The 20091-nt window shown below is 70.6% G+C and carries 15 protein-coding genes and 1 pseudogene; 3 read left to right on the forward strand and 13 right to left on the reverse strand.

All coding sequences use genetic code 11. The features are described 5' to 3' along the window. Nucleotides 1-46 precede the first annotated feature (46 nt). Entirely contained in the window at nt 47-1696 is a 1650-nt protein-coding gene (locus M4V62_RS06585) for a thiamine pyrophosphate-binding protein (RefSeq protein ID WP_249586278.1), read from the reverse strand. Continuing rightward, nucleotides 1693-2451 carry a cyclase family protein gene (locus M4V62_RS06590; protein ID WP_249592717.1) on the reverse strand — a complete coding sequence of 253 codons (759 nt, stop codon included), beginning with the start codon at nt 2449-2451 and terminating at the stop codon, nt 1693-1695. Before M4V62_RS06590 ends, M4V62_RS06585 begins: the two co-directional genes overlap by 4 nt. Nucleotides 2452-2767: 316 nt before the next feature. On the opposite strand from M4V62_RS06590, the gene M4V62_RS06595 reads away from it, so the two are divergent. Continuing rightward, the gene (locus tag M4V62_RS06595) at nt 2768-3313 is read left to right on the forward strand and encodes a pyridoxamine 5'-phosphate oxidase family protein (protein ID WP_249586279.1); all 546 of its coding nucleotides are present in this window, start codon (nt 2768-2770) and stop codon (nt 3311-3313) included. Here M4V62_RS06595 and M4V62_RS06600 read toward each other — a convergent pair. The 3 genes from M4V62_RS06600 to M4V62_RS06610 form a co-directional block, all read right to left on the reverse strand. Next, nucleotides 3310-3780: a DoxX family membrane protein gene (locus tag M4V62_RS06600; RefSeq protein ID WP_249586280.1), complete on the reverse strand. Its 471-nt coding sequence runs from the start codon at nt 3778-3780 to the stop codon at nt 3310-3312. The genes M4V62_RS06595 and M4V62_RS06600 overlap by 4 nt on opposite strands. Before the next feature lie 124 nt (nt 3781-3904). Continuing rightward, nucleotides 3905-5422, reverse strand: a complete 1518-nt coding sequence (locus M4V62_RS06605; protein WP_249586281.1) for a vanadium-dependent haloperoxidase — start codon at nt 5420-5422, stop codon at nt 3905-3907. 96 nt (nt 5423-5518) lie between these two features. After that, the gene (locus M4V62_RS06610; protein WP_249586282.1) at nt 5519-6151 is read right to left on the reverse strand and encodes an HD domain-containing protein; all 633 of its coding nucleotides are present in this window, start codon (nt 6149-6151) and stop codon (nt 5519-5521) included. A 361-nt stretch (nt 6152-6512) separates the two neighbouring features. On the opposite strand from M4V62_RS06610, the gene M4V62_RS06615 reads away from it, so the two are divergent. Further along, entirely contained in the window at nt 6513-7448 is a 936-nt protein-coding gene (locus tag M4V62_RS06615) for a transaldolase family protein (protein WP_249586283.1), read from the forward strand. An 80-nt stretch (nt 7449-7528) separates the two neighbouring features. Here M4V62_RS06615 and pabB read toward each other — a convergent pair whose 3' ends face one another. Both pabB and M4V62_RS06625 read right to left on the reverse strand, forming a co-directional pair. After that, nucleotides 7529-9640, reverse strand: coding sequence for an aminodeoxychorismate synthase component I (pabB, locus tag M4V62_RS06620; protein ID WP_249586284.1), 2112 nt, complete (start codon nt 9638-9640; stop codon nt 7529-7531). A gap of 19 nt (nt 9641-9659) precedes the next feature. After that, nucleotides 9660-10391: a 50S ribosomal protein L11 methyltransferase gene (locus tag M4V62_RS06625; RefSeq protein WP_249586285.1), complete on the reverse strand. Its 732-nt coding sequence runs from the start codon at nt 10389-10391 to the stop codon at nt 9660-9662. A gap of 454 nt (nt 10392-10845) precedes the next feature. On the opposite strand from M4V62_RS06625, the pseudogene M4V62_RS06630 reads away from it, so the two are divergent. After that, nucleotides 10846-12480: pseudogene (locus tag M4V62_RS06630) on the forward strand (helix-turn-helix domain-containing protein); the annotation flags it as partial. Here the strand turns inward: M4V62_RS06630 and M4V62_RS43845 are convergent. The 6 genes from M4V62_RS43845 to M4V62_RS06660 all read right to left on the reverse strand — a co-directional run bounded on the left by M4V62_RS43845 (nt 12470) and on the right by M4V62_RS06660 (nt 19991). Continuing rightward, complete coding sequence (locus M4V62_RS43845; RefSeq protein WP_425575324.1) at nt 12470-13774, reverse strand: IS701 family transposase; 1305 nt, start codon at nt 13772-13774, stop codon at nt 12470-12472. The pseudogene M4V62_RS06630 and the gene M4V62_RS43845 sit on opposite strands and share 11 nt — an antisense overlap. Nucleotides 13775-14049: 275 nt before the next feature. Beyond that, nucleotides 14050-15741, reverse strand: a complete 1692-nt coding sequence (locus tag M4V62_RS06640) for an AMP-binding protein (protein WP_249586287.1) — start codon at nt 15739-15741, stop codon at nt 14050-14052. After that, a complete protein-coding gene (locus tag M4V62_RS06645; protein ID WP_249586288.1) occupies nt 15738-17615 on the reverse strand; it encodes an FAD/NAD(P)-binding protein in 1878 nt (625 codons plus the stop codon). The genes M4V62_RS06640 and M4V62_RS06645 overlap by 4 nt, the downstream gene beginning before the upstream one ends. A 7-nt stretch (nt 17616-17622) precedes the next feature. Beyond that, nucleotides 17623-18996, reverse strand: coding sequence for a methylaspartate mutase (locus M4V62_RS06650; RefSeq protein ID WP_249586289.1), 1374 nt, complete (start codon nt 18994-18996; stop codon nt 17623-17625). After that, a complete protein-coding gene (locus M4V62_RS06655; RefSeq protein WP_249586290.1) occupies nt 18993-19508 on the reverse strand; it encodes a cobalamin B12-binding domain-containing protein in 516 nt (171 codons plus the stop codon). Before M4V62_RS06655 ends, M4V62_RS06650 begins: the two co-directional genes overlap by 4 nt. A 75-nt stretch (nt 19509-19583) precedes the next feature. Beyond that, nucleotides 19584-19991 carry a cupin domain-containing protein gene (locus tag M4V62_RS06660; RefSeq protein WP_249586291.1) on the reverse strand — a complete coding sequence of 136 codons (408 nt, stop codon included), beginning with the start codon at nt 19989-19991 and terminating at the stop codon, nt 19584-19586. Between the last annotated feature and the right edge of the window lie 100 nt (nt 19992-20091).

Raw genomic sequence — 20091 nt, forward strand, 5'->3', positions numbered from 1 at the left:
ACCGCCCCACCAACAACTTCCGTACCAGGGAGGCCAATCCGCGCGCTCAGTGTCCGCGGAACGCCTCTTCGAGCCACCAAGCCCCTTGCTCCCGCACCACCTTGGCGTCGACGAGCAGCGGTGCGGCCCGCGGGCCCGCGACCCAGTCCTGTACGCCCTTCAGGTCGGCCGGTGTGCGCACGGTCACCGCGTCGAAGCCGTAGCCGCGGGCCACGGCGGCGATGTCGGTGGGCGGGAACTCGACCGTGCCGAGCGGGAGTCCGTGTGGGCCGAAGTGGTGCACCTCCGCTCCGTACGCGTCATCGTTGTGGACGACGATCACCATGGGCAGCCTGAGCCTGCGCACCGTGTCGAGTTCGACGGCGCTCATCAGCGCCCCTCCGTCGCCGAGCGCGGCCACCGCGAGGCGGTCCGGGCGGGCCAGCGCCGCGCCGATCGTGGTGGCCAGGCCGAGGCCGATGGACTGGAAGGCCTGGGTGAAGCACAGGCCGTGTTCGTCGGGGACGGACAGGTACATCGTCGGGTAGCCCATGAAGTTGCCCGAGTCGACGCCGATCACGCGCTGCGCGGGGAGGATGTCGTCGAGGGCGATGCACAGCGTGCGCGGGTCGATGCGGTCCCGGGTGCCGGTGTCCTCGTAGGGGGCGTCGCGCCAGCTCAGCCGCGCGGCGAGCGCGTCGGCGGTTGCGGAGGTGCGGTAGCCAGGGCCGCCCCTGTCCCCCAGCACGGTGTGCGTCTTCTCCGCCGTCAGGAGCACGTCGCCGGTGACCCCGAGATGGACGGGGCGGTGCGCGCCGAGCGCCGCGGGGTCGTCGTCGACCTGGACCAGGGTCGTCTCCGGGCCGATGAGCCTGCCGTGCCGCGTCGTCCACATGGTGAGGGAACAGCCCAGGGCCACGATCACGTCGGCGCCCTGGATCAACTCGGCGGCGAGCGGCGACGAGAACCCGCCCGCGACATCGAGCGACCACGGGTTGCCCTGGAAGAGGCCGCGGGCCACCGCCGACGTCGCGAGCAGCGCACCGCAGCGCTCGGCGAGCGCCTCAAGGGCCTGGCGGCAGCCGGGGCCGCGCGCGCCGCGTCCGGCGACGAGCACCGGGCGCTCGGCGTGCGCGAGGATCTCGGCGAGGGCCGCGATGCCGTCGTCGGCGGGTACGACGGCGGGGCGCGGGGGCGGCGGCACCACGGCGGCCAGGGCCAGGTCCGCATCCGGAACCTCCAGCGCCTGTACGTCGAGCGGAAGATTGAGCACGACCGTGCACCGGTCATCGACGGCGAGGCGCACGGCGGCGTACGACTGCGCGACGGCGTCGGCCGCCGACGTCACGCGAGCACTCCGCGCGCCGACCGCCTCCGCCAACGCCCCTTGATCGACATGGAAGTTGGAGCTCGGGTTGGACGCCTCCGCCGCCAGCACCACGAGGGGCGTACGGCTCTTGGCGGCCTCGCCGATCCCGGTGAGGGCGTTGGTGAACCCGCACCCCTGGTGCACGCTGACCACCGTCACGGCCCCCCGCACGCGGGCGTACGCGTCGGCCATGGTGGCGGCGCCGCCCTCGTGGCGCGCCGCGACGTACTTCGCGCCCGCCGCCACCATCGCGTTCGTGACGTGGAAATTGCCGGAGCCCACCACGCCGAAGACCTGACCGACCCCCGCCGCGACCAGGGCTCGTCCGACCGCTTCGGCGACCTTCACGACGGCCGCCCCGCGCGTTCGACGAGGGCGAGGACCCGCGCGGGCGCCCCGGAGCCGGAGACGATGGGCAGCGGCCCCGCGACGACGACGGCCCCGGTCGGTGGCAGCTTCGCGAGGTTCTGCAGCTGCGTCAGGCCGTACTTGCCGCTGCCCATGAGGTACGAGTGACAGGGGAACGCGGGCTCGAACGCGTGCGCCCGGCCCGCGTCGGTGCCCACCGTCTCCACGCCGAGCCCGACCACCGGCGACTGCTCGGCCACCCAGCGGGCGCACGCGGCGGACAGGCCCGGCGTATGAGGCCCGTTCTCGTCCGCGTTGAGGAACGGCTCCTGCGCGTACGACCTGCTGCTCCACCCGGTCCGCACCAGGAGCCATCCGCCGTCGGGCAGCGCCCCGTACCGGTTCTTCCACGCCTGTATGTGCTCCACCTCGATGAGGAAATCGGGGTCCTTGGAGACCTCGTCGGTGAAGTCGAGCACCACCGCGGGAGCCACCAGCTGGTGGGCGGGCACCGAGGCGACGTCGGCGAGGTCCTTGCCGGTGACCCAGTGGTTGGGTGCGTCGAAGTGGGTGCCGGTGTGCTCGCCGGTGCGGAAGTTGTTCCAGTACCAGGCGGGCCCCCGTTCGTCGTACCGGCTGATCTCCTCCAGCTCGAACACCTTGGTCTGGCCGAACTCGGGCGGCAGTTCAAGGACCGGCGTGGTGGACGACAACGGCGCGGTGAGATCGACGACTTCGATCGCGCCACCACGCAACCCCGCCACCAGGGCGGCGAGAACGGAGGGCGAGGAGGAACCGGACGCGGCTGCGGCTGCGGTTTCGGCTTCGACTTCGGCTTCGGCTTCCGCTGCTGACGTTGACTCAGACATGCCTGCATCCTGAAGCCACCGACAGGGCGGCACAAGCGTCCGGTGCCGGGCGTCCTGGGTCGGGCGTCCGGGGTCCGGCGTCCGACGCCCGCCCCTGGCACGACGTCCTGGCCGACACGCCCTTTCCCCCTGCCGCTTCAGTGCTCGGGCCGGGCGCCGGGCTGCGTAGCCTTCGTCACAGGAAGAGGGAAGGGAGTCCCCCATGACGCCGAAGCAGCCCCAGACCGAGCTCGACGCCCGCTACAGCGCCGCGCTCAACCCGCGCCCGGGAGCGGAGAACGTCACCGCCACCGACTGGGCCGAGGCCCAGCGCGAGCTGCGGGCCGCGGAGGTCTTCTGGATCACCACGGTCCGGCCGGACGGCCGACTGCACGTCACGCCGCTGCTCGCCGCCTGGCACGACGGGGCACTGCACTTCAGCACCGGTCAGGGCGAGCAGAAGGCGAAGAACCTGGCCGGCAATGCCCACTGCGCACTCACCACGGGGCACAACTCACTCTCCGAAGGCCTCGACATCGTGGTCGAGGGCACGGCGGAGCGGGTGACGGATCCGGCACGGCAGAACGAGGTCATCGCCGCGTTCGAGGCGCAGTACGGGGACCACATCACCTCGCCGGAGGGCCCGTTCCACGGCTTCGGCGACAGCATCCGCAAGGGCACCGACCTGCTCTTCGCGGTGGCACCGGGCACGGCGTACGGCTTCGGGCACGACGGCCAGGTGTTCAGCCACACGCGCTACACCTTCTAGCGACGGGCTAGCTTCCGCGTGGCCACAGCCATGCAGGCCACCACCAGAACGATGTTCTTCAGGATGTACTGGCCCTCCATCGTCGGCACGAGCGGGGCGTGCAGCCACACCTCACCGGGCATGATCAGCAACGTGGCGAACACGCCTGCCATATGGACGAAGAACACCCCCATGGCCAGGCGGGGCAGCCTGCCCGTGACCAGGCCGACGCCGATCAGCACCTCCATCAAGGCCAGCAATGGGCCCGACACCTGGCCGGGCACGGCGCCGAACGTCATGACCGACATGGCATGTGTGGCGATGTCCTGAGCCGGGCTCATGCTCGCGATGAACTTCAGTACCCCGAACCACAGGTACAGGAGGCCGACGCTGGCCCGCAGGAAGGTCAGGCTGTGGCGTTGGTACGCGGCTGCCCACGCGGCAAGGCGGGCCTTGTGCCGTCTTCGGATTCGTACGGCAGGGATCATGTATTCCTCCTTCCAGTGGTGAGAAATGTCAGGTCGCGGCGGGGTGAGGAGCGAACAGCCCCCTGCGCGTCCTGAACGCGGCTGCCCGCCCGAGGTCTTCGGGCGGGCAGCCGTACTCACGGGATCAGGCGTCCGGGTGGGAGCCGTCGAAGTACTGCTCGGACTCGGCCCAGACGTCGCGGGCGAGCTCACGGCCCTGGGTGTCGGCCTCCGTGTGGTCGAACTCCCAGTGCACACCGCCCCACAGGCGCGACTCGCCCACCTCCTGGGCCGCGTCGGAGAACGTGCCCCACTTCAGCTTGACGTCCTTCGAGGGCATGTTGGTCTCGATGGTCGAGCTGCCCGCCTTGACGATGCCCGTCCCGCCGTACGCGTCGGACCCGGTGAACTGCTTGATGATCTCCGCCCCGGCCGCGGTGAACCCGGTGTGCCCCGAGCCGTAGGCCGCGAACGCGGGCGTCTTCAGGTACGGCTGCCACTTGGCGCCGTCGATCACCTTGGTGCCCTGGTCGGGTCCGGCGTAGCCAAGGATCTTCTTGCCGTCGTTCGCGTACCGGATCATGCTGATCGGGCGGCCATAGTCGAAGTGGACCTTGGTCTTCCAGTCGACGACCGCCTCGTCGCCCTCGGCGATGTTCAGGGCGAAGAACAGCTTCACGTCATCGTCGAGGTCGTGGCGGTCACGCTTGGAGACGAAGGCCGCCCACTCCTGCGGAATGGACGAGGACGAGGTGTCCCGGTACTGCCAGTGCTCGGCAATCGCCTTCTGCCGCTCCGTCAGCCTCGCGTTGGTCCTCATCTGCTGGGCGATGGCTCGCTTGGAGGCCGCGCTGCCGTACTTCGGCGGCGCCGGCGGCAGGTAGCTGTCGACGTCGTCGATGACGAACGGCTTGGCATCGGCGAAGTGCGGGGTGAGGAAGTTGTGCGTCATGCCGTTCAGCGTCAGCGGCACCCAGCGGTTCGGGTCGACGATCTTGCTCTTGTCGAACTTGGCCACGTCCTGCGCCGGGTTGACCGGCTTGTAGTAGCCCTCCGGCGAGGAATACGCCGGGTCGCCCAGCTGGTTGGAGCCGTCCTGGTGGCGGACTTCGAGCAGCGTGTCGGTCGCCTTGACCGCCACGGCGGCCGGCGTACCCGCTGCGGCCCCGTCCGCCTCGGCCGCGTCGTAGCCGAGCTCCGCCAGCTTGGCGTCGAACGTCGCCTGCTGCTTGGGGAACAGGTCGCTCAGCGCACGGTGCGCCGCGAAGCTGACCGCCTTGCGCTTGTTGGCCTCGGTGCGCTCCGATGCGGGGCGGCGCAGCTCGCCGCCGAGCTGGGTGCCCACGGCCTTCGCGTCGTACGCGGCCCATGCGTCGTACATCGCGTTGTGCACGACCGCGAGCGTGCGACCGCCGACCGGCGGCGGAGTGGGGTGCATGGAGCCCTGATTGTTCACCTCCATGGCCTTGCTGATCAGCTTGTTCCACTGCAGGACGACGTTCTCGCCGTCGGCGGGGGCTTGCGCCGTGGCCGGGTTCGCCGTGGCCTCGCTCGGCGCCGCGGACGCCGGGGCGGTGACCGCGGTGGCCAGGGTCATGGCGGTGAGGGAGCCGAAGACTGCCCAGCGCTTGAGCGGGTTCATCTGAGGGCGGATGGACGTCATGACGGTGTCACGGAGCCTTTCTCAGTGGGTGATCAGTGAGTGATCAGTGGGTGAATCAGTGGGTGATCGGACAGCCGGCGGGCCGTGGGCAGTGGGTCACTCGGGCCAGCGCGAGCCGGTGATGATGTCGACGAAGTTCGGCCGCACATAGCCGTCGCTGTAGCGCGCGAGGACGTCGGCCTTGATGTTGCCGAAGGTCGTGTCGGGACGGTGCGCGATGCCGTCGTTGAAGGCCTGAAGAATCTGGCGCTTGAAGTCGGGGCGCGGGTGGGCCGCGATCACGGCGGCGCGCTGCTCATCGGTGATGTCGTCGTAGCCGATGCCCAGGACGTCGAGTTCGACGCCGGCCGTGACCAGGGCGATCTCCGGGGCCATGTAGGTGGGGATCTCGGGGGTGGTGTGCAGGGCGATGGCCTCCCACACCACGCGGGCCGAGTCCTCGGCGACGCCGTGCGAGAGGAGGAACTCCTTGGCGTCCTCGGCACCGTCGATCTCGAAGCGCCGGGTGGAGGAGCGGTGCTTCTCGGCGAGCCCCAGGTCGTGGAACATCGCGCCCACGTAAAGCAGTTCGGGGTCGTACGACAGGCCGCGGCGGTCGCCCTGCAGGGCGCCGAAGAGGTACACGCGGCGGGAGTGATGGAAAATCAGTTCGTTGGCCGTGTCACGGACCAGCTGCGTGGCCTCCTTGGCCAGGACGCTGTCGGGCACCTTGATGTCGGCGATGGTCACGCATGCTCCTGAGGGCAGGTTTCAGCGGAATTTCAGCGGAAGGGGAAGGGAGACCGGGGCGGAGTGCCCGCGGGGGCGTTCGCGGTCCGGGGACGGCGAACGGGCCGTCCGGGCGGGACGGCGACGGATCGCAGCCTCCGTGCGGAACTGCCGCGATGGGACGTGCACTTGCGTTCGGCGCCGCACTCTCGTCGGCAACAGGCAAGACAGTAGGCACCCTTCAGGAGCGGCACAGGCCGTGACCGTCGACTTAGTCAACTAGCCGCCGAATCCGCGAGGTTCTGCCCTGCTGCCCCGGAGACCTGACAGAGCCTGCGCCACCTGCTGTCCCTGCGGGGCGGCCCTTCCTAAGGTCCGCAGCATGATGAGCCAAAAGGCTGTCGGCCTCGTGGAACAACTCGCTGCTGAGGGAGTCCAGTCGTGGCTGGCGGTGGAGGGCGCACCGCCCGTCGCCGCACCGGGCCGGCTCGCGCGTACGGGCCGGGCTCCTGCCGGTGTGTTGCTTCCCGCCCATGTGCCACCGGATCCGCGCGAGGTGCGGCGCCTGTGCGAGCGAGCGCGGGAGGCATCCATGTCCCCGGGCGGTGGGTCCGGGCTGGTGTCGGCTCCGGTCGACCCCGCCTTCGCCGATGATGCTCCGTCCCTCGTACGCGCCTCGTGGTCGCTCTGGGTGAACGTGGACCGGCCGAATCTGCTGGTCCAGATTCCCGCGACCGAGGCGGGCCTTGAGGCGATGAGCGAGTGCCTCGCCCTGGGCATGAGTGTGAACGCCACGTTGGTCTGCACGGTCGAGCAGGCCGACCGGGTCTTCGACGCGCTGCTCGGCGGCCTGGAACGCGCCCTGGCCGCGGGCTCCGCCTCGTCCGGGATCAGGGTGTTCCTGACCTGCCCCGTGGGCCTCTTGGACAGCGTCGGCGTGCCGACCGCCGGCGTTCCGACCTCCGGCGTGGCAACGGCCCGCCTGCTGTACGCGCTCCGTGAACGACGCCTGAGGAACACCTGGTGGCGGGTGCTGCGGGCAGGCAACGCCACGCCGCCGACCCTGCTGTGGGCCTCACTTCGGCCGCATCACCTGGCCCGCCTGATCGGCTGGAACACAGGTGTCGCCTTCACCGCGCCGGATCTGGAAGCGGCGGCGACGGAAGCGGAGTTGGCGGGCGACGTGATGCCGGGACTGCGAGAAGGAGCAGAGTCACTCCGGTTCGACGCGGGCAGAGCGGCCCCCGGCGCAGCCTCGTATCTGCTCACGTCGGAGCTGACTCGGTGCCGGAACGCCTGGCACTCCGCTGCCCACTGACCGGTGAGGGGCAGTGGGCAGCGACAGCACGCCAGTGGCAACGGCCGGTGGGCGGCAACATCCAGTGGGCGGCGGGGCTTTCAGCTGCCCGCTCGTCGGCTGTGCACCGGCGCGGTGCGCGCCGCGCCGGTCAAGGTCCGCAGCGGTGCGGCCTTCACCATCGTCTCCTCGAACTCCTCGCCCGGGTCGGACAGCGTGACGATCGCACCGCCGACGCCATACGTGACCAGGTCGGAGGTGACCACGGCGGTGCGGATGACGACGCTCAGGTCGGCCGCTCCCGACAGTGAGAAGTAGCCGAGCGCGCCGGAGTAGACACCGCGCGCTCCGCCCTCGAGCCCGTCGAGGATGCGCATCGTGCGTACCTTCGGAGCCCCGGTCATGGACCCGGCAGGAAAGGCCGCCCGCACACACTCCACGGCGGAGCGGCCCGGGGCGATCTGCCCCTGCACGGTGCTCACGAGCTGGTGCACGGTGGCGTACGTCTCCACCTCGAAGAGTCCCGTGACGCGCACGCTGCCGGGTTGCGCACAGCGCCCGATGTCGTTGCGCACCAGATCGACGATCATCAGGTTCTCGGCGCGGTCCTTCTCGCTGCCCAGCAACTCCGCGACGAGCGCGGCGTCCTGATCGGCGTTCTCGCCGCGTGGCCTGGTCCCCTTGATGGGTTTGGACTCGATGAGACCGCTGCCCGAGACCGTGAGGAAGCGCTCGGGCGATGTGCTCAGAACCGAGACCCCGTCGAACTGGAGCAGGGCCCCGAACGGCGTGGGGTCGGTGCGGCGCAGCAGCCGGTACCCCTCCCACGGGTCGAAGGCTCCCCGCACCTGCGCGCGGTTGGTGAGACACACCTCGTACGTCTCCCCTGCGGCCAGTTCCTCCTGGCAGGCGTCGATCAGGTCCAGGTAGGTGTCGCGGGCGTGGCGGAGCTGGAGGTCACGCGCCGCGGCGGGCGTCGCGGGTGCGGCGAGCGGCGGGCCGGGAGCTCCCCCGAGCAGGGCCTCGGTGGCCGCGAGCCAGTCGACGGTCGATGCCGTCTGCTCGGCCGGCCCGTCCTCGTCGACCAGCGCGAGCAGATGGGTGAGGCCCGTCAGCTGGTCGAGCACCAGGGCACGGTCGGCGAAGACCATGACGGCGTCCGGCTGCGGGGAGCGGTGCACTGCCTCACCGCCGCACTCCGCCTTGAGTTCATAGCCGAGATATCCCACCCAGCCGAGCGCGAAGTCACCCGGCAGATCGGGCAGTTGGACGTGCATGCCGCGGAGGTCCTGGTCGAGCCAGTCGAGGAAGGGGCCGCCGGCCACCTCCGTCCCCGTGCGCGAGGTCACGGCGACCGTGCCGCTCCACACATCGGCCGTGGCCACCCGGGCCAGCGGCCCCGAGGCGTCCCCCATCACCGAGAACCGGCCGCGGTCCGGGTCGTAACTGCTGCTGTCGAGCCAGAAGGCATGCGTGTTCGGGCGGAAGAGACGGTCGTACGTCTCCTCCTCGCCCCAGCGGGTCGGCACCTGCCGGGTCAGCACCCGCAGCCTGCGCGGGGCCGGCGCGTCCGGCGCCGTGGGCGAAGATGCGGTGGCCACTGGCCCGGCGACCGCGGACGCGAGCCGCCTCGACCCGCGCTCACGCGTCAACTCCGCGAAGTTGCGGATGAGTTGGAGGCCGTACTCCGTACAGATGGACTCCGGATGGAACTGCACCCCCCACATCGGCCGGGTCCGGTGGCGCAGCCCCATCAGGACTCCGTCGGGCGTCCAGGCGGTGGCGGCGAGTTCCGCCGGCAGATCGGTCACCGCCAGGGAGTGGTAGCGGACCACCTGGAGCGGCGAGGGCAGCCCTCGGAACAGTTCTTCCCCGTCGTGCAGGACGGGGGAGATCCGCCCGTGGCGTGGCTCCCGCGCCCGTCCCACGCGCGCGCCGTGGGCGAGACCGATGCCCTGGTGGCCGAGGCAGATGCCGAGCAGGGGCAGTTCGGCCCGCTCGACGATCTCCCGGCAGATCCCGAAGTCGCCTTGGCGGCCGGGGTTTCCGGGGCCGGGCGAGATGATGACGCCGTCGAAGCCGGACAGCATCCCGGTGCGCCAGGCGGGGTCGTCGTTGCGTACCACGACGGGCTCGCTGCCCGTCGCTTCGGTGACGTGGTGAAAGAGGTTGTACGTGAAGGAGTCGTAGTTGTCGACGAGCAGGGTACGCACAGGAGATCTGTTCCAGGAGTCAGCGGACGGCAGGGGCGGCGGGGACGACTTCGAGGAGCATGTGCTCGACCCGGTCGCTGCCGTACACGCCTTCGAGCACATCGACGGTGGCCACGGTGTGCAGCTCCCTGCCGCACTCGGCGGCGATCCTGTGCAGTGCGGCGAGATCCCCCCGGCTGCTGAAGTGGAGCAGGGCGCTGCCGTGCTCCGTCAGGCGCTCGGGAACCTCGGACAGAAAGCGGCGGTGGGCGCGGTAGCCGGCGTCGACGTAGGCGCACTCATGGACCGAGCGGTACTCGTAACTCTCGGGTGCAAGGACATAGTTGGAGCTCCAGAAGACCGTGTCGAAGCGCTCGCCGGGGGCGAGTCCGTCGAACATGTCGCTGCGCACCGACCGCACCCGGTCCGCCACGCCGTGCCGACGGGCGTTCAGGTCCGCGTTGTGCACGGCCTTGGCGTTGATGTCCAGGGCGACGACGCGCTCGGCTCCGGCCAGCGCCGCCTGGATCGCGATGACTCCCGTGCCGGTCCCCACGTCGAGGAACGACCGCGCCGTGGCCACCGGGGCGCTTCCGGCGAGGCCGAGGAGGTCAAGGCCGACGCCGGTGGAGGGAGAGTAGACAGGGGCGAAGACCTCGTCCAGAAGGTCCCACTCACGATCGCACAGACGAAAGGTGCTCGGTCTGTCCTTCCGGGTCAGGGACATGCGACTGCGTTCGAGGGAGCGCTGGTAATTCTGGACATGCAGCATCGTTGAACGCCTCCAAAGGGAACTGAGGTGACTCTCCGACATAGCGTGAGCACCAGGTGTAGGCATTACCCTGCCGCCCGTGAGTTGCCGCGGGAAGGTGCCTCCGCGACAGGCCAAGCCGCCACGAGCGGTGAGTCAGCCACCGAACCCCAGCCCTGACCTGCGACTTCCACTTCAACAATCTGTTGACCTCAAGTTGACCTTTCTTTAGGGTTCTGCGGTTGTGGGTGAAGGCCCGACACGAGTCGGGCCGGGAAGCCGCAACGGGGGAGGAACAATGAACAGAGGCAATGCAACCGATGAAGTCGTGGAAATACTCGGTCTGTTGGCCTCAGGAGCAACGCCTGAACAGCTCGGGGAACCGTTGGACCGGGCACGCGAGCAGGGCGCGGACGCCGAGCGTCTGGCGCAGGTGGAGCGGGCCAGGACCCTTGCGCTGCGCGTGCAGGAACTGATGTCCCGGCAGCACAGCCGGCAGACCGGTCTCGCCGCGCTCATCGACACGGCGCGCGAGCTGACCCGCCCCTACGACCTGGGCAGCCTGCTCAATGTCATCGCGCGCCGAGCCCGCTTTCTGCTCGGTCTCGACATGGCCTGGCTGTCGATCCACGCCCCTACGGGCGGTGAGTCGGTGGTGCATGCGGCCGACGGCCACGTCAGCATGGTCAGCGTGGGGATGAGGGTGCCCACTTCGGGCGGGCTCGGCAATCTGGTGACCGAGCGGGCCGCCCCCGTGTGGACCAGCGACTACCTCAACGAGGACGAGATCCCCCGCACCGACACCACCCACGGCGCGGTACGGGCGGAGGGGCTGCGGGCCGTCCTCGGTGTGCCCCTGCGCCGGGACGCCACCATCCTGGGTGTGCTCTACGTCGGGCACCGCCAAGTGCGCCCGTTCACAGCGGACGAGATCACCCTCATGTCGTCCCTCGGCGACCTGGCCGCGGTAGCGATCGAGAAGGCCCAACGGCTCGGCCAGGCACAGGAGGAGGTGAGCGAGCTCCGGCTCGACGCGTCCCGGGCCGAGGACTCCTTCACCTCGGCGCAGCAGCTGAACCTCATCTCCACCAGGCTCATCGACCTGGTCCTGTGCGGCGGCGATCTCCACGCACTGATGAACGAGGCCGGCGAGCTGCTCAAGGGCACGCTCCTGGTCCGCGACCCGAGCGGGACGAATCTGACGGCCACGCACATCCCGGATCTCGATGAGGCCGAGCTCCGCAAGGCCGCCATGGGGACCCGCCCGGGGCGCAAGCCGGTGATGACGCCCAGCGGCACCTGGGTGTGCCCGATCTCGGCGGGCGAGGAACTGCTCGGCACGCTGATCCTCGCCACTGACGGGCCGCTCGACGAGCAGCAGACCCAGATCATCGCCCTGACGGCGCAAGTCGCCGCAGTGTCCCTGCTCTTGCAGCAGAGCACCAGCCTTGCCGAGCTCCAGGTGCGCAGCGAGGTGTTCCAGGACCTCATCCACGGCGAGCAGTTGTCCGCCAGGCAGCTGGACGACCGCGCCCGCAGACTCGCGGTCGATCTCAGCGTGCCGCATGTCCTCGTGGTGGCCCGCCCTGAGAGCGATCCCCAGGGCAGGGGCGCTTTCTGGGCCTCCTCCTACGCTCATCAGCGCTCCGGCCTGAAGAGCGTGGAGTCGGACGGGATCGTGCTGCTGCTGCCCGGTGCCGACGCCGGGGCCACCGGCCGCACCGTGGCGACGGAGTTCACCGCGGCGCTCGGGCATCCGGTGACGGTGGGCTCCGCGGGACCCGTCACCTCTGCCAAGGCGCTCTCGGAGGCCTTTCAGGAGGCGCAGCGGTGCCTGGACGCGCTGACCGCGCTCGGCTCGACGGGCGGCGCCGCTTCCTCGCGTGAACTGGGCTTCCTGGGGCTGCTGTTGTCCGACGAGCCCAACGCGGGCGGTTTCGTCTCGGACACCGTCGGTCCGGTCCTCGAGTACGACGCCCAGCAGGGCACCGAACTCACCCGGACCCTGGAGACCTACTTCTCGCTCGGGGGCAGCGCCACCCGCACGGCCGACGCCCTGCACGTCCATCCCAACACGGTGGCGCGCAGGCTGGAGCGGATCACCGAACTGCTCGGCGAGCGCTGGCAGGACTCGACGCAACGTCTCGAAGTGCAGATTGCGCTGCGGCTGAACCGGATCCGGCACACTGTGCGCGCACGGGGCGGCGGCCTGCCGGCGCGGCGCTGACCCGTCGTCCCAGGACGACGGACGTGGAGATCCTGGCCCTTGGCCGGGTCACCTCCGACAGCGCGGCCACGGCGTGCGCGACGGAGGCCAGCGTCATGTGGCGGTGCCAGCCGCCGAAGGACCGGCCTTCGAAGTCCCGCAGGCCGACCTCCGCTCCCACGCTCTCGGCTTCGTGCGCGACCCGGCCGCTCAGCTTGGTCAGGCGCAGCAGTTCGGGCACCGGGGTCCGGGTCAGGTCAGTGAGCCAGATGTGGGTCGGCGGCAGCAGCGGGTCCTCCCACTCGCCGACGAGGAGCAGGCGCGGCTGGTCCTGGAACCCTTGGCGCGCCGTGCCGCGCACGCGGCCGGGCAGGGTCACGGGGATCGCCATGGCCAGGGAGGTGTGCCGGCGCCCCGAGGCGTGGTCGGTCCACTCCGCCTCCCGCCGCAGTCCCTTGACCGACTCCAGGATCTGCCGGGCGGTGAGCGGCCCCGATCCGAATCCGGGCATGGCCGGTGCGGCCACTTCGCAGCCGGTCAGCGAGCCGGCCCTGGCGATCAGCGGGACCGAGATCGCGTCGAATCCGGTGACCAGGCGGCGCGCGTCGGCCCCCGGTACGTCGAAGACCACGGGCCGGGACGGCATCTGCCAGCTGCGCAGGGGTTCGAGGACGGACGCGGCGGCACACTCCTCGGGGGTCGCACTGATCACTTCCGTGGGGATGCCGGCTCGGCGCCTGCGGGCCTGGTCCTCCGTCCACCGGTCCGACAGGAACAGGCGCCAGTTCACCGGGACGCTCAGCTCGTCCGACGCGGACCAAAGGCCGTAGGCGTACTGGCCGGTGGAAGGCGCGCCCGCCTGTCTGCCGCCCCAGGAGTCGACACCCACCGACCAGTCCCCCACCTTGGGGATGGCGTACGGCCGGACCACCCAGGCCCGGGGCGATGCGCTTCGCTGAAGGTAGTGGGCGAGCGCCTCCCTGGCGGGCCGCCAGTCCCAGGTCGATGCGCTGATGAAGTGGTGCATGCTCTGCTCCGCGGCGCTGCCACCGACCAGGGCGGCGATGTTCCGCATGGTCTTGCGCCCCTCCGCCGCGAGCAGCCCGCCCACGTACTGCTCGCCCTTGCTGAGCTGGTCCCTGCGGTGCAGGGAGTGCGGCAGAACGTGCTCCATCATTTTCGTGGCCAAGGAAGGCACCCTCCCCCCGTGGCCGTCCGTCTGCCTCATGTGTCCGGTGGAAACCACGACATCCCCCTGCTGTCTCGGCGTACTGCATTCGACTGGGCACAACAGTGGCCGTCGAACAGGGCGCGGACGATGTGGCGCCGGCACCCGGTTGGGGCGACGACCGGTGGCTGCCACACCAGGGGGCCCGTCGCCGCGGGGCGGATCCGGCTCCGTACGCGGAACAGGGGGTGGGCGACCCACCATGGCCCGGCGCAGCGCCCCTCGGCCCCGCGCCGGGCCCCGCGTCAGACCAGCTCGGCGCGGACCTCCTGGCTCCCGAGCGTCCCGGACGCCCGCAGTTCGGCGCGCCGCACCTTGCCCGACACCGTCATCGGCAGCCGTGCGGCGGTCTCGAGAACCCGGACGGCCTTCTCCGGCGGCAGTTCGGTGGCCGCGAAGTCGAGCAGCGCCCTGCCCACCCCGTCCCGGTCGATCCAGTCGGGGGTGAGGACGACGAACGCCTTGGGCACCCACTGGCCCACCGGGTCCGGCACGGGGACCACGGCGGCCTGGGCCACCGCCGGGTGCCGCAGCAGCACCCGTTCCAGCTCCAGCGGGGAGATGCGGTGGTCGAACGACTTGAACATGTCGTCGTCCCGGCCCGCGTAGCGCAGCGCCCCGTCCATGCCGAGGGTGACGAGGTCCCCCGTGTGATAGCGGCCTCCCGCGAACGCCCTCGCGGTCTTCTCCTCGTCGTCGAGATAGCCCGTCATCAGGCCCATGGGCCTGTTCGTCAGCTCCAGGCACAGTTCGCCGGTGGCGCCGGGCGCGGTGGGCAGACCCGAGGCCGGATCGACGACGACCACGTCGTACCCCGGCAGCGCGCTGCCCATCGTGCCGGGCACGGGGGGTGTGCCGGGGACGTGGCCGAGCTGCGCCGTGGTCTCGGTCTGGCCGTAGCCGTCCCGCACCTGGACACCCCAGGCCCCGGCGACCCTGGCGATGAGGGAGGCGTCGAGCGGCTCCCCCGCGCAGGTGGCCTCACGCAGCAGGGGCGGAGCCGCTCCGAGGCCCTCGGCCATCAGGCCGCGCCAAATGGTGGGCGGGGCGCAGAAACTGTGGATGTCCCGGGTGCGCACCGCGTCGAGGATGTCCCCGGCGGCGGGCCGCGGATCCGTGAGCGCGACCACCGTGGCCTCCGCGTTCCACGGCACGAAGAACGAACTCCAGGCGTGCTTGGCCCAGCCCGGCGCGGAGATGTTCAGATGGGCGTCACCGGGCCGGAGCCCGTTCCAGAACATCCCGGACAGATGGCCCACCGGATAGCTGCTGTGGGTGTGCGCCACCATCTTCGGCCGCGAGGTGGTGCCCGAGGTGAAGTAGAGGAACAGCGGATCGTCGGCGGGGGTGAGGACGTCCGGCAGGAATTGCTCACCGGACGCGGCCCATGAGTCCGCGTACGACAGCCAGCCCGGCACCGGCGCACCGGTGGCGAGGCGAGTCCACTTCCCCGGCACGTCGGCGAACCGGTCGGTCAGCGAGGCGTCGGTGAGTACGTGCTTCACCTTCGCCCGCAGCAGGCGGTCGGCGAGGTCCGCCGGTGTCGCGGTGGCATAGGTGGGGACCACCACCGCGCCCAGCTTGATCGCCGCCAGCATGGTCTCCCACAGCGCCCGGCCATTGTGCAGAGCGATCAGGAGACGGTCACCGCGGCGTACTCCGATGTCGCGGAGCCAGTGCGCGACTTGGTCGGAGCGGAGGAACAACTCGTCGTAGGAGATGCGCTCGTCGTCGGCGGTCCTGGGTGCGACGAGGTGCAGCGCTGTCCTCGTATTCCCCTCGGCGATGACGTCGAACCAGTCGAACGCCCAGTTGAAATGGGTGAGTCGGGGCCAGGAGAAGGCCTCCCGCGCGCCGTCGGGGTCGCCGTGATGATCGAGCAGTACGTCGCGGGCGGCGCGGAAGGCCAGGCTCGCCTCGGGGTGGTGCACGCTCATGACGCACGCCCCGCGCTGAGCGTGGCCAGCTCGGTCCGGGACGCGCCGCGTGCCGAGCGCAGCATGTCGAGGGCGATGGCGTCGGCATCCTGGCGGAACAGTGTGTTCAGCCCCGGCTTGCCGCTGCCCACCTGGGTGAACCAGCGGGCGTGCTCGGTCGGAATGCCCAGGGCGTAAAGGCCGTAGCGCACCGTCCCCTCGGCCGAGATGGCGTGGAAGGGCGCCATGGTCACGTTGAGACCGCCGGTGGCGCGGCTGCGGCCGGACAGCGGGTCCTCGTGGACGAACTCGCTGACCAGGCCCTCGGCGATCAGGGACCGGGTCAGTGGTGAGACGTCCCGGTGCAGGTTCGGGGTGGGGATCCGGGCGTCGATGAGCGTCTCGGCGCTGTGCTCGGACCCGGCCACCTGCGGCGAGCCGATCCGGAACCGCCCACCGGCCTCGTCCGCCGTGAACCGCGTGGCGGGCCCGGCGACTTCGACCACACCGCTCTCGATGAGGGCGACCAGCTGCTCCACCCGCTCGATGGGCGGGCCGGCCGAGAGCAGCGCGTTGACCGGCACGAAGTCCCGCTGGAACTCGTCCGTGTGCGAGTCCGGGTGCAGTCCGCCGAAGTCCACGGCTTCCCTGACGACGTTGCGGATGTCGCGCAGTACGTCGAGCGCTGCTTTGAGCGGACCCTCTACGTTGCCCAGCGCGGCCTGCGCCAGGTCCTCGCGGATGACGTCCAGGAGCCGGTCCCGGAAGGCCGCCGGGGAGTCGAACCGGGCGTCCCTGAAGGGGCGGGCCAGCGCCCAGAGGTCGAGCGGCGGCAGCGGTTCCGTGCTGCCCGAGGCTGTGTGTGCGGCACGGTACACATCGTCGAGATCCTTCAGGAGCAGGGGCAGTACGTCCTCGTTGAAGCGCAGCCTGTCGGTTCCGGTGGCCGCGTACCGCCGTTCGCGCGCCGCGGCGACCGCCTCCTTGGTGAGGTGGCGCGGCGTGAAGGTGTGGTCGGGCAGCTTCTGGTTCCTGCCGCGGGCCGGGATCGGGAGCCCGCTGCGCGAACCGGTGACGATCTTGGGTTCGAGGCCGCTTGGCACATACCGGAGCCGGCCGTCCCGGGTCCGCGAGAAGCCGCCGCCACGGCCCACGGTGAGCGAGAGCATCACGTCGTAGAAGGACAGGCCCATGCCGCGGATGCCGACGGTGCTGCCCGGCGCGATGTCCTCGACGGCGAGCGGCATGTCCGCAGCCGAGTCACCGCACAGGTAGGTCGTGCCCGGGTGGCGTTCCGCGAAGTCGAGGAGCTCCGCCTCCTGCGGGTCCGGCGCGTTCTGTGGGTGACCGGTGGCGATGAGCACCTTGTCGGCGTCTATCAGATAGGGCGAACGGTCGAGTTCGAGTGCGTAGCCGCCGTGCGAGCCCGCCACGACCGAGGTGACGGAGCCGCGGATCTCGCTCAGTTCCACGTTCGCCGGCAGATGATCGGTGATCGTCCGGTGGACGGAGCGCAGATACTGGCCGTAGCGGCGCCGCGAGGCGTAGTCGTCGGCGCCGAGCAGGGGTTCGCCGTGGGTGGTGGCGCGCTGCGCGATCCACTCCCCGAGGGACGGACCCGCGCCGGGCCGGGCCGGGCCCTCGTCGGGGACACCGGAGTACATGGTGATCTGGCCGACGACGGTGTTCATGGTGAACCACTCGTCCTGGTCGGTGCGCCAGATGCGCCCGGCGCCCGGCTCGGTCGCGTCGATGACATGGATACGTACGCTGTGATCGGCGAGTTCACCGTCCGCGAGGCGGACGGCAAGCCGCTCGAGCACGGAGATGCCGCGCGGGCCGGAGCCGACGACCGCGATGGTGAGTGTCGGGCGGTTACTGCTGTCTGCGAGCACGTTCGGTTCAGTCCTTCGCGAGGGCGGTGGAGAGGGGAGTGAAGGGCCCGGCCGTCGGCAGCTGCTCCAACGTGGCGTCGTCATAACGGCGTTGGACGAAGCCGAGCATGTCCAGGAAGTCGTCGGCACGCAGTTGGTGCGGCCTGGTCGAGGTGGCCGCGGCGATCGGCATCGAGCCCACGGAGAGCCACTGAAGGGTGCCGTCGGGGGCGATGTAGCTACGGGAGCGCTGGGCGTTGTCGGCGTGCAGGCAGTAGGGCACGTCCAAGTAGCCCTTGGCGAAGGCCTTGAGCAGCGCCGCCCCGATGTCCGTGTCCAGGTTCAGTACGGCGTGGACCAGGGCCCGGGCCTCCGCGTACACCGGGTTGTCCCCCGCCGGGTCGGCGGCTTCGGCACCCGAGGTGTCCGGCGGCAGCCAGGCCGCCGACTCGGCCGCGCGTGCCGCTTCCTGGAGAGCCTGGATGTTGTCGGCCACGGTGGGGATGCGGTGGGCCTCCGCGGGCGTCTTGACGATCATCCGCTCGGTGCCGGTCACCGCGGCGAGCACGGCGCTGTCCCGCAGCAGGGAGAGCGCTCCGCCGGGGGTGCGGGGGAACACGCCCATGTAGGTGTAGAGCACGACGTGCCACTGGAGATCGCCGAGGAACTCGCCCGCGAGGCGGCGCATGGCCCCGATCGCGTCGACGTCCTGGGCGAAGCTGGTGCCCTGGGCGTAGCTCAACGACACGCTGCGCAGGCCGTGTTGCTTGAAGAAGATGCCTTCGAGCACGGAGATCGCCACGAGCAGGCCCGGCGGGCACAACTGGCCGAGCATGCAGCCGCCGAAGCTCTCCAGGTGGGCTCCTTCGACCTGGTTCGCGAGCAGTTCACAGCTGTCCGCCCAGGCGGTCACGGCTTCGGCGAGCGGGGTGCGGCTGTAGGGCAGGCAGTACGAGACCGGTCCGCCCTCGGTCGCGTCGAGCCCCGCGTCGAGCAGGGCCTGGACGATGCCCAGGGGCAGTGGTGAGCCGTGCCGGATCTGGATGGCGAAGTCGGCGCCGCCGCCCACTTGGGCGATCATGCGGCGGGTGACATCGGGCCCGTGCGCCACGATCGGGAAGCCGTTGAGATCGCTCCCCGCGTCGAGGGCCTCGCGCGCCGATGCGTGGTCGCCGACCCGGGTGTAGCTGTCGAGCGTCACGGTACCGACGGTGGTGGCGTCGGCCGCGGTGACCGCCCGCAGACCGGTGAGCATGCTGGGGACGTCGGGAAAGCCCATGCGGGGCTGGACCACGAGCCGGCCGGCCGCCGCGGCGGCGGCCACCGCCGCCCCGAAGGGCGTGGTGGAACGCCGCCGCACGGCGCCCGGGGATCCGGTCGCAAGCGACGTACTCACGCTCATGCGATCTCCCCCGAGGCGACGAGGGCGGGCGTGCCGCGCGGTGCGCGGTCCAGTGCGGGCCGCCCTGCCTGCGCCAGATACCTGCGGAAGGGGGCGACACCCGCGGTGTCCTCGAAGACCGCGTCGAAGCCCGCGGCGAGCAACTCCGGCCCGTACATGCGGTTCTCCGCACCACGGGTGCCGAGCTTTCCGCCGATGACGACGGGCAGCCCGCTCAGGTCCGGCTCGGCGCGCAGCCGGCCGATGAGCCGGCGGCCGTCCAGATGGCCATGGCCGTTGACGCTGCTGATCACCACCATGTCGGGGTTGGTACGGCGGCATTCCTCGATCAGCAGGTCATCGGGAACACAGGAGCCGATGTTGATCACTTCGTGTCCCAGCTCTTCCAGCATGAGCTGCAGGAAGACCAGATTCCAGGTGTGGGAGTCCGAGGAGACACTGGAGACCAGGACACGCTGGCCGCCGCATCGGACATCGGGCGGGGCATCACCGGTCGGCGCGGGCGAGTACATGAACCTCTCTCATTCGACGGGGCGTTGTGCGGTGCCGGCGCCACGGCTCGGCGCCTGCCTGGTGGGACCGGCCGCTCAGACGGCGGCGACCTCACGGATCGGGCCCTGCGGCACCCGCGCCTCGACCGGGCGCGTGCGGATGGCGAGCACGGTGCACCCGGAGGCGCTGGACATCTGGTGCTGAGTGCCCGGGCCCTCGACGACCAGGTCACCCTTGACGTACGAGGTGCCGTCGCTGTGGTCGAGCCGCCCGTCGAGCACGAGCATCAGCTCGTGGCCGAGGTGCTCGTGGAAGTCGCCGTGGGCCGTCGGCGGGAAGCGAAGGAGCAGGCCGACCGAGTCCTCGCCCTTCTCGGCGTCCGGCGCCCACAGCACGTGATGCTCGACGCCGGCCCGGCCCGGCTCCTGCCAGGACGTCCACTCGATGTCGGTCAGCTCGAACCCGCTGCGAAAGACGTTCTGGATGTACTCGATCTCGGACATGTGAATCCCATTTCTTCTTCGGACTTACGGGGAGTGGAACTCCGATGCGGTACACCGATTGCGTACCGCCGCCTGCCGAAAAGAAATCTATCCAGGTCCG

Source organism: Streptomyces durmitorensis, from assembly GCF_023498005.1.
Classification (GTDB): Bacteria; Actinomycetota; Actinomycetes; order Streptomycetales; family Streptomycetaceae; genus Streptomyces; species Streptomyces durmitorensis.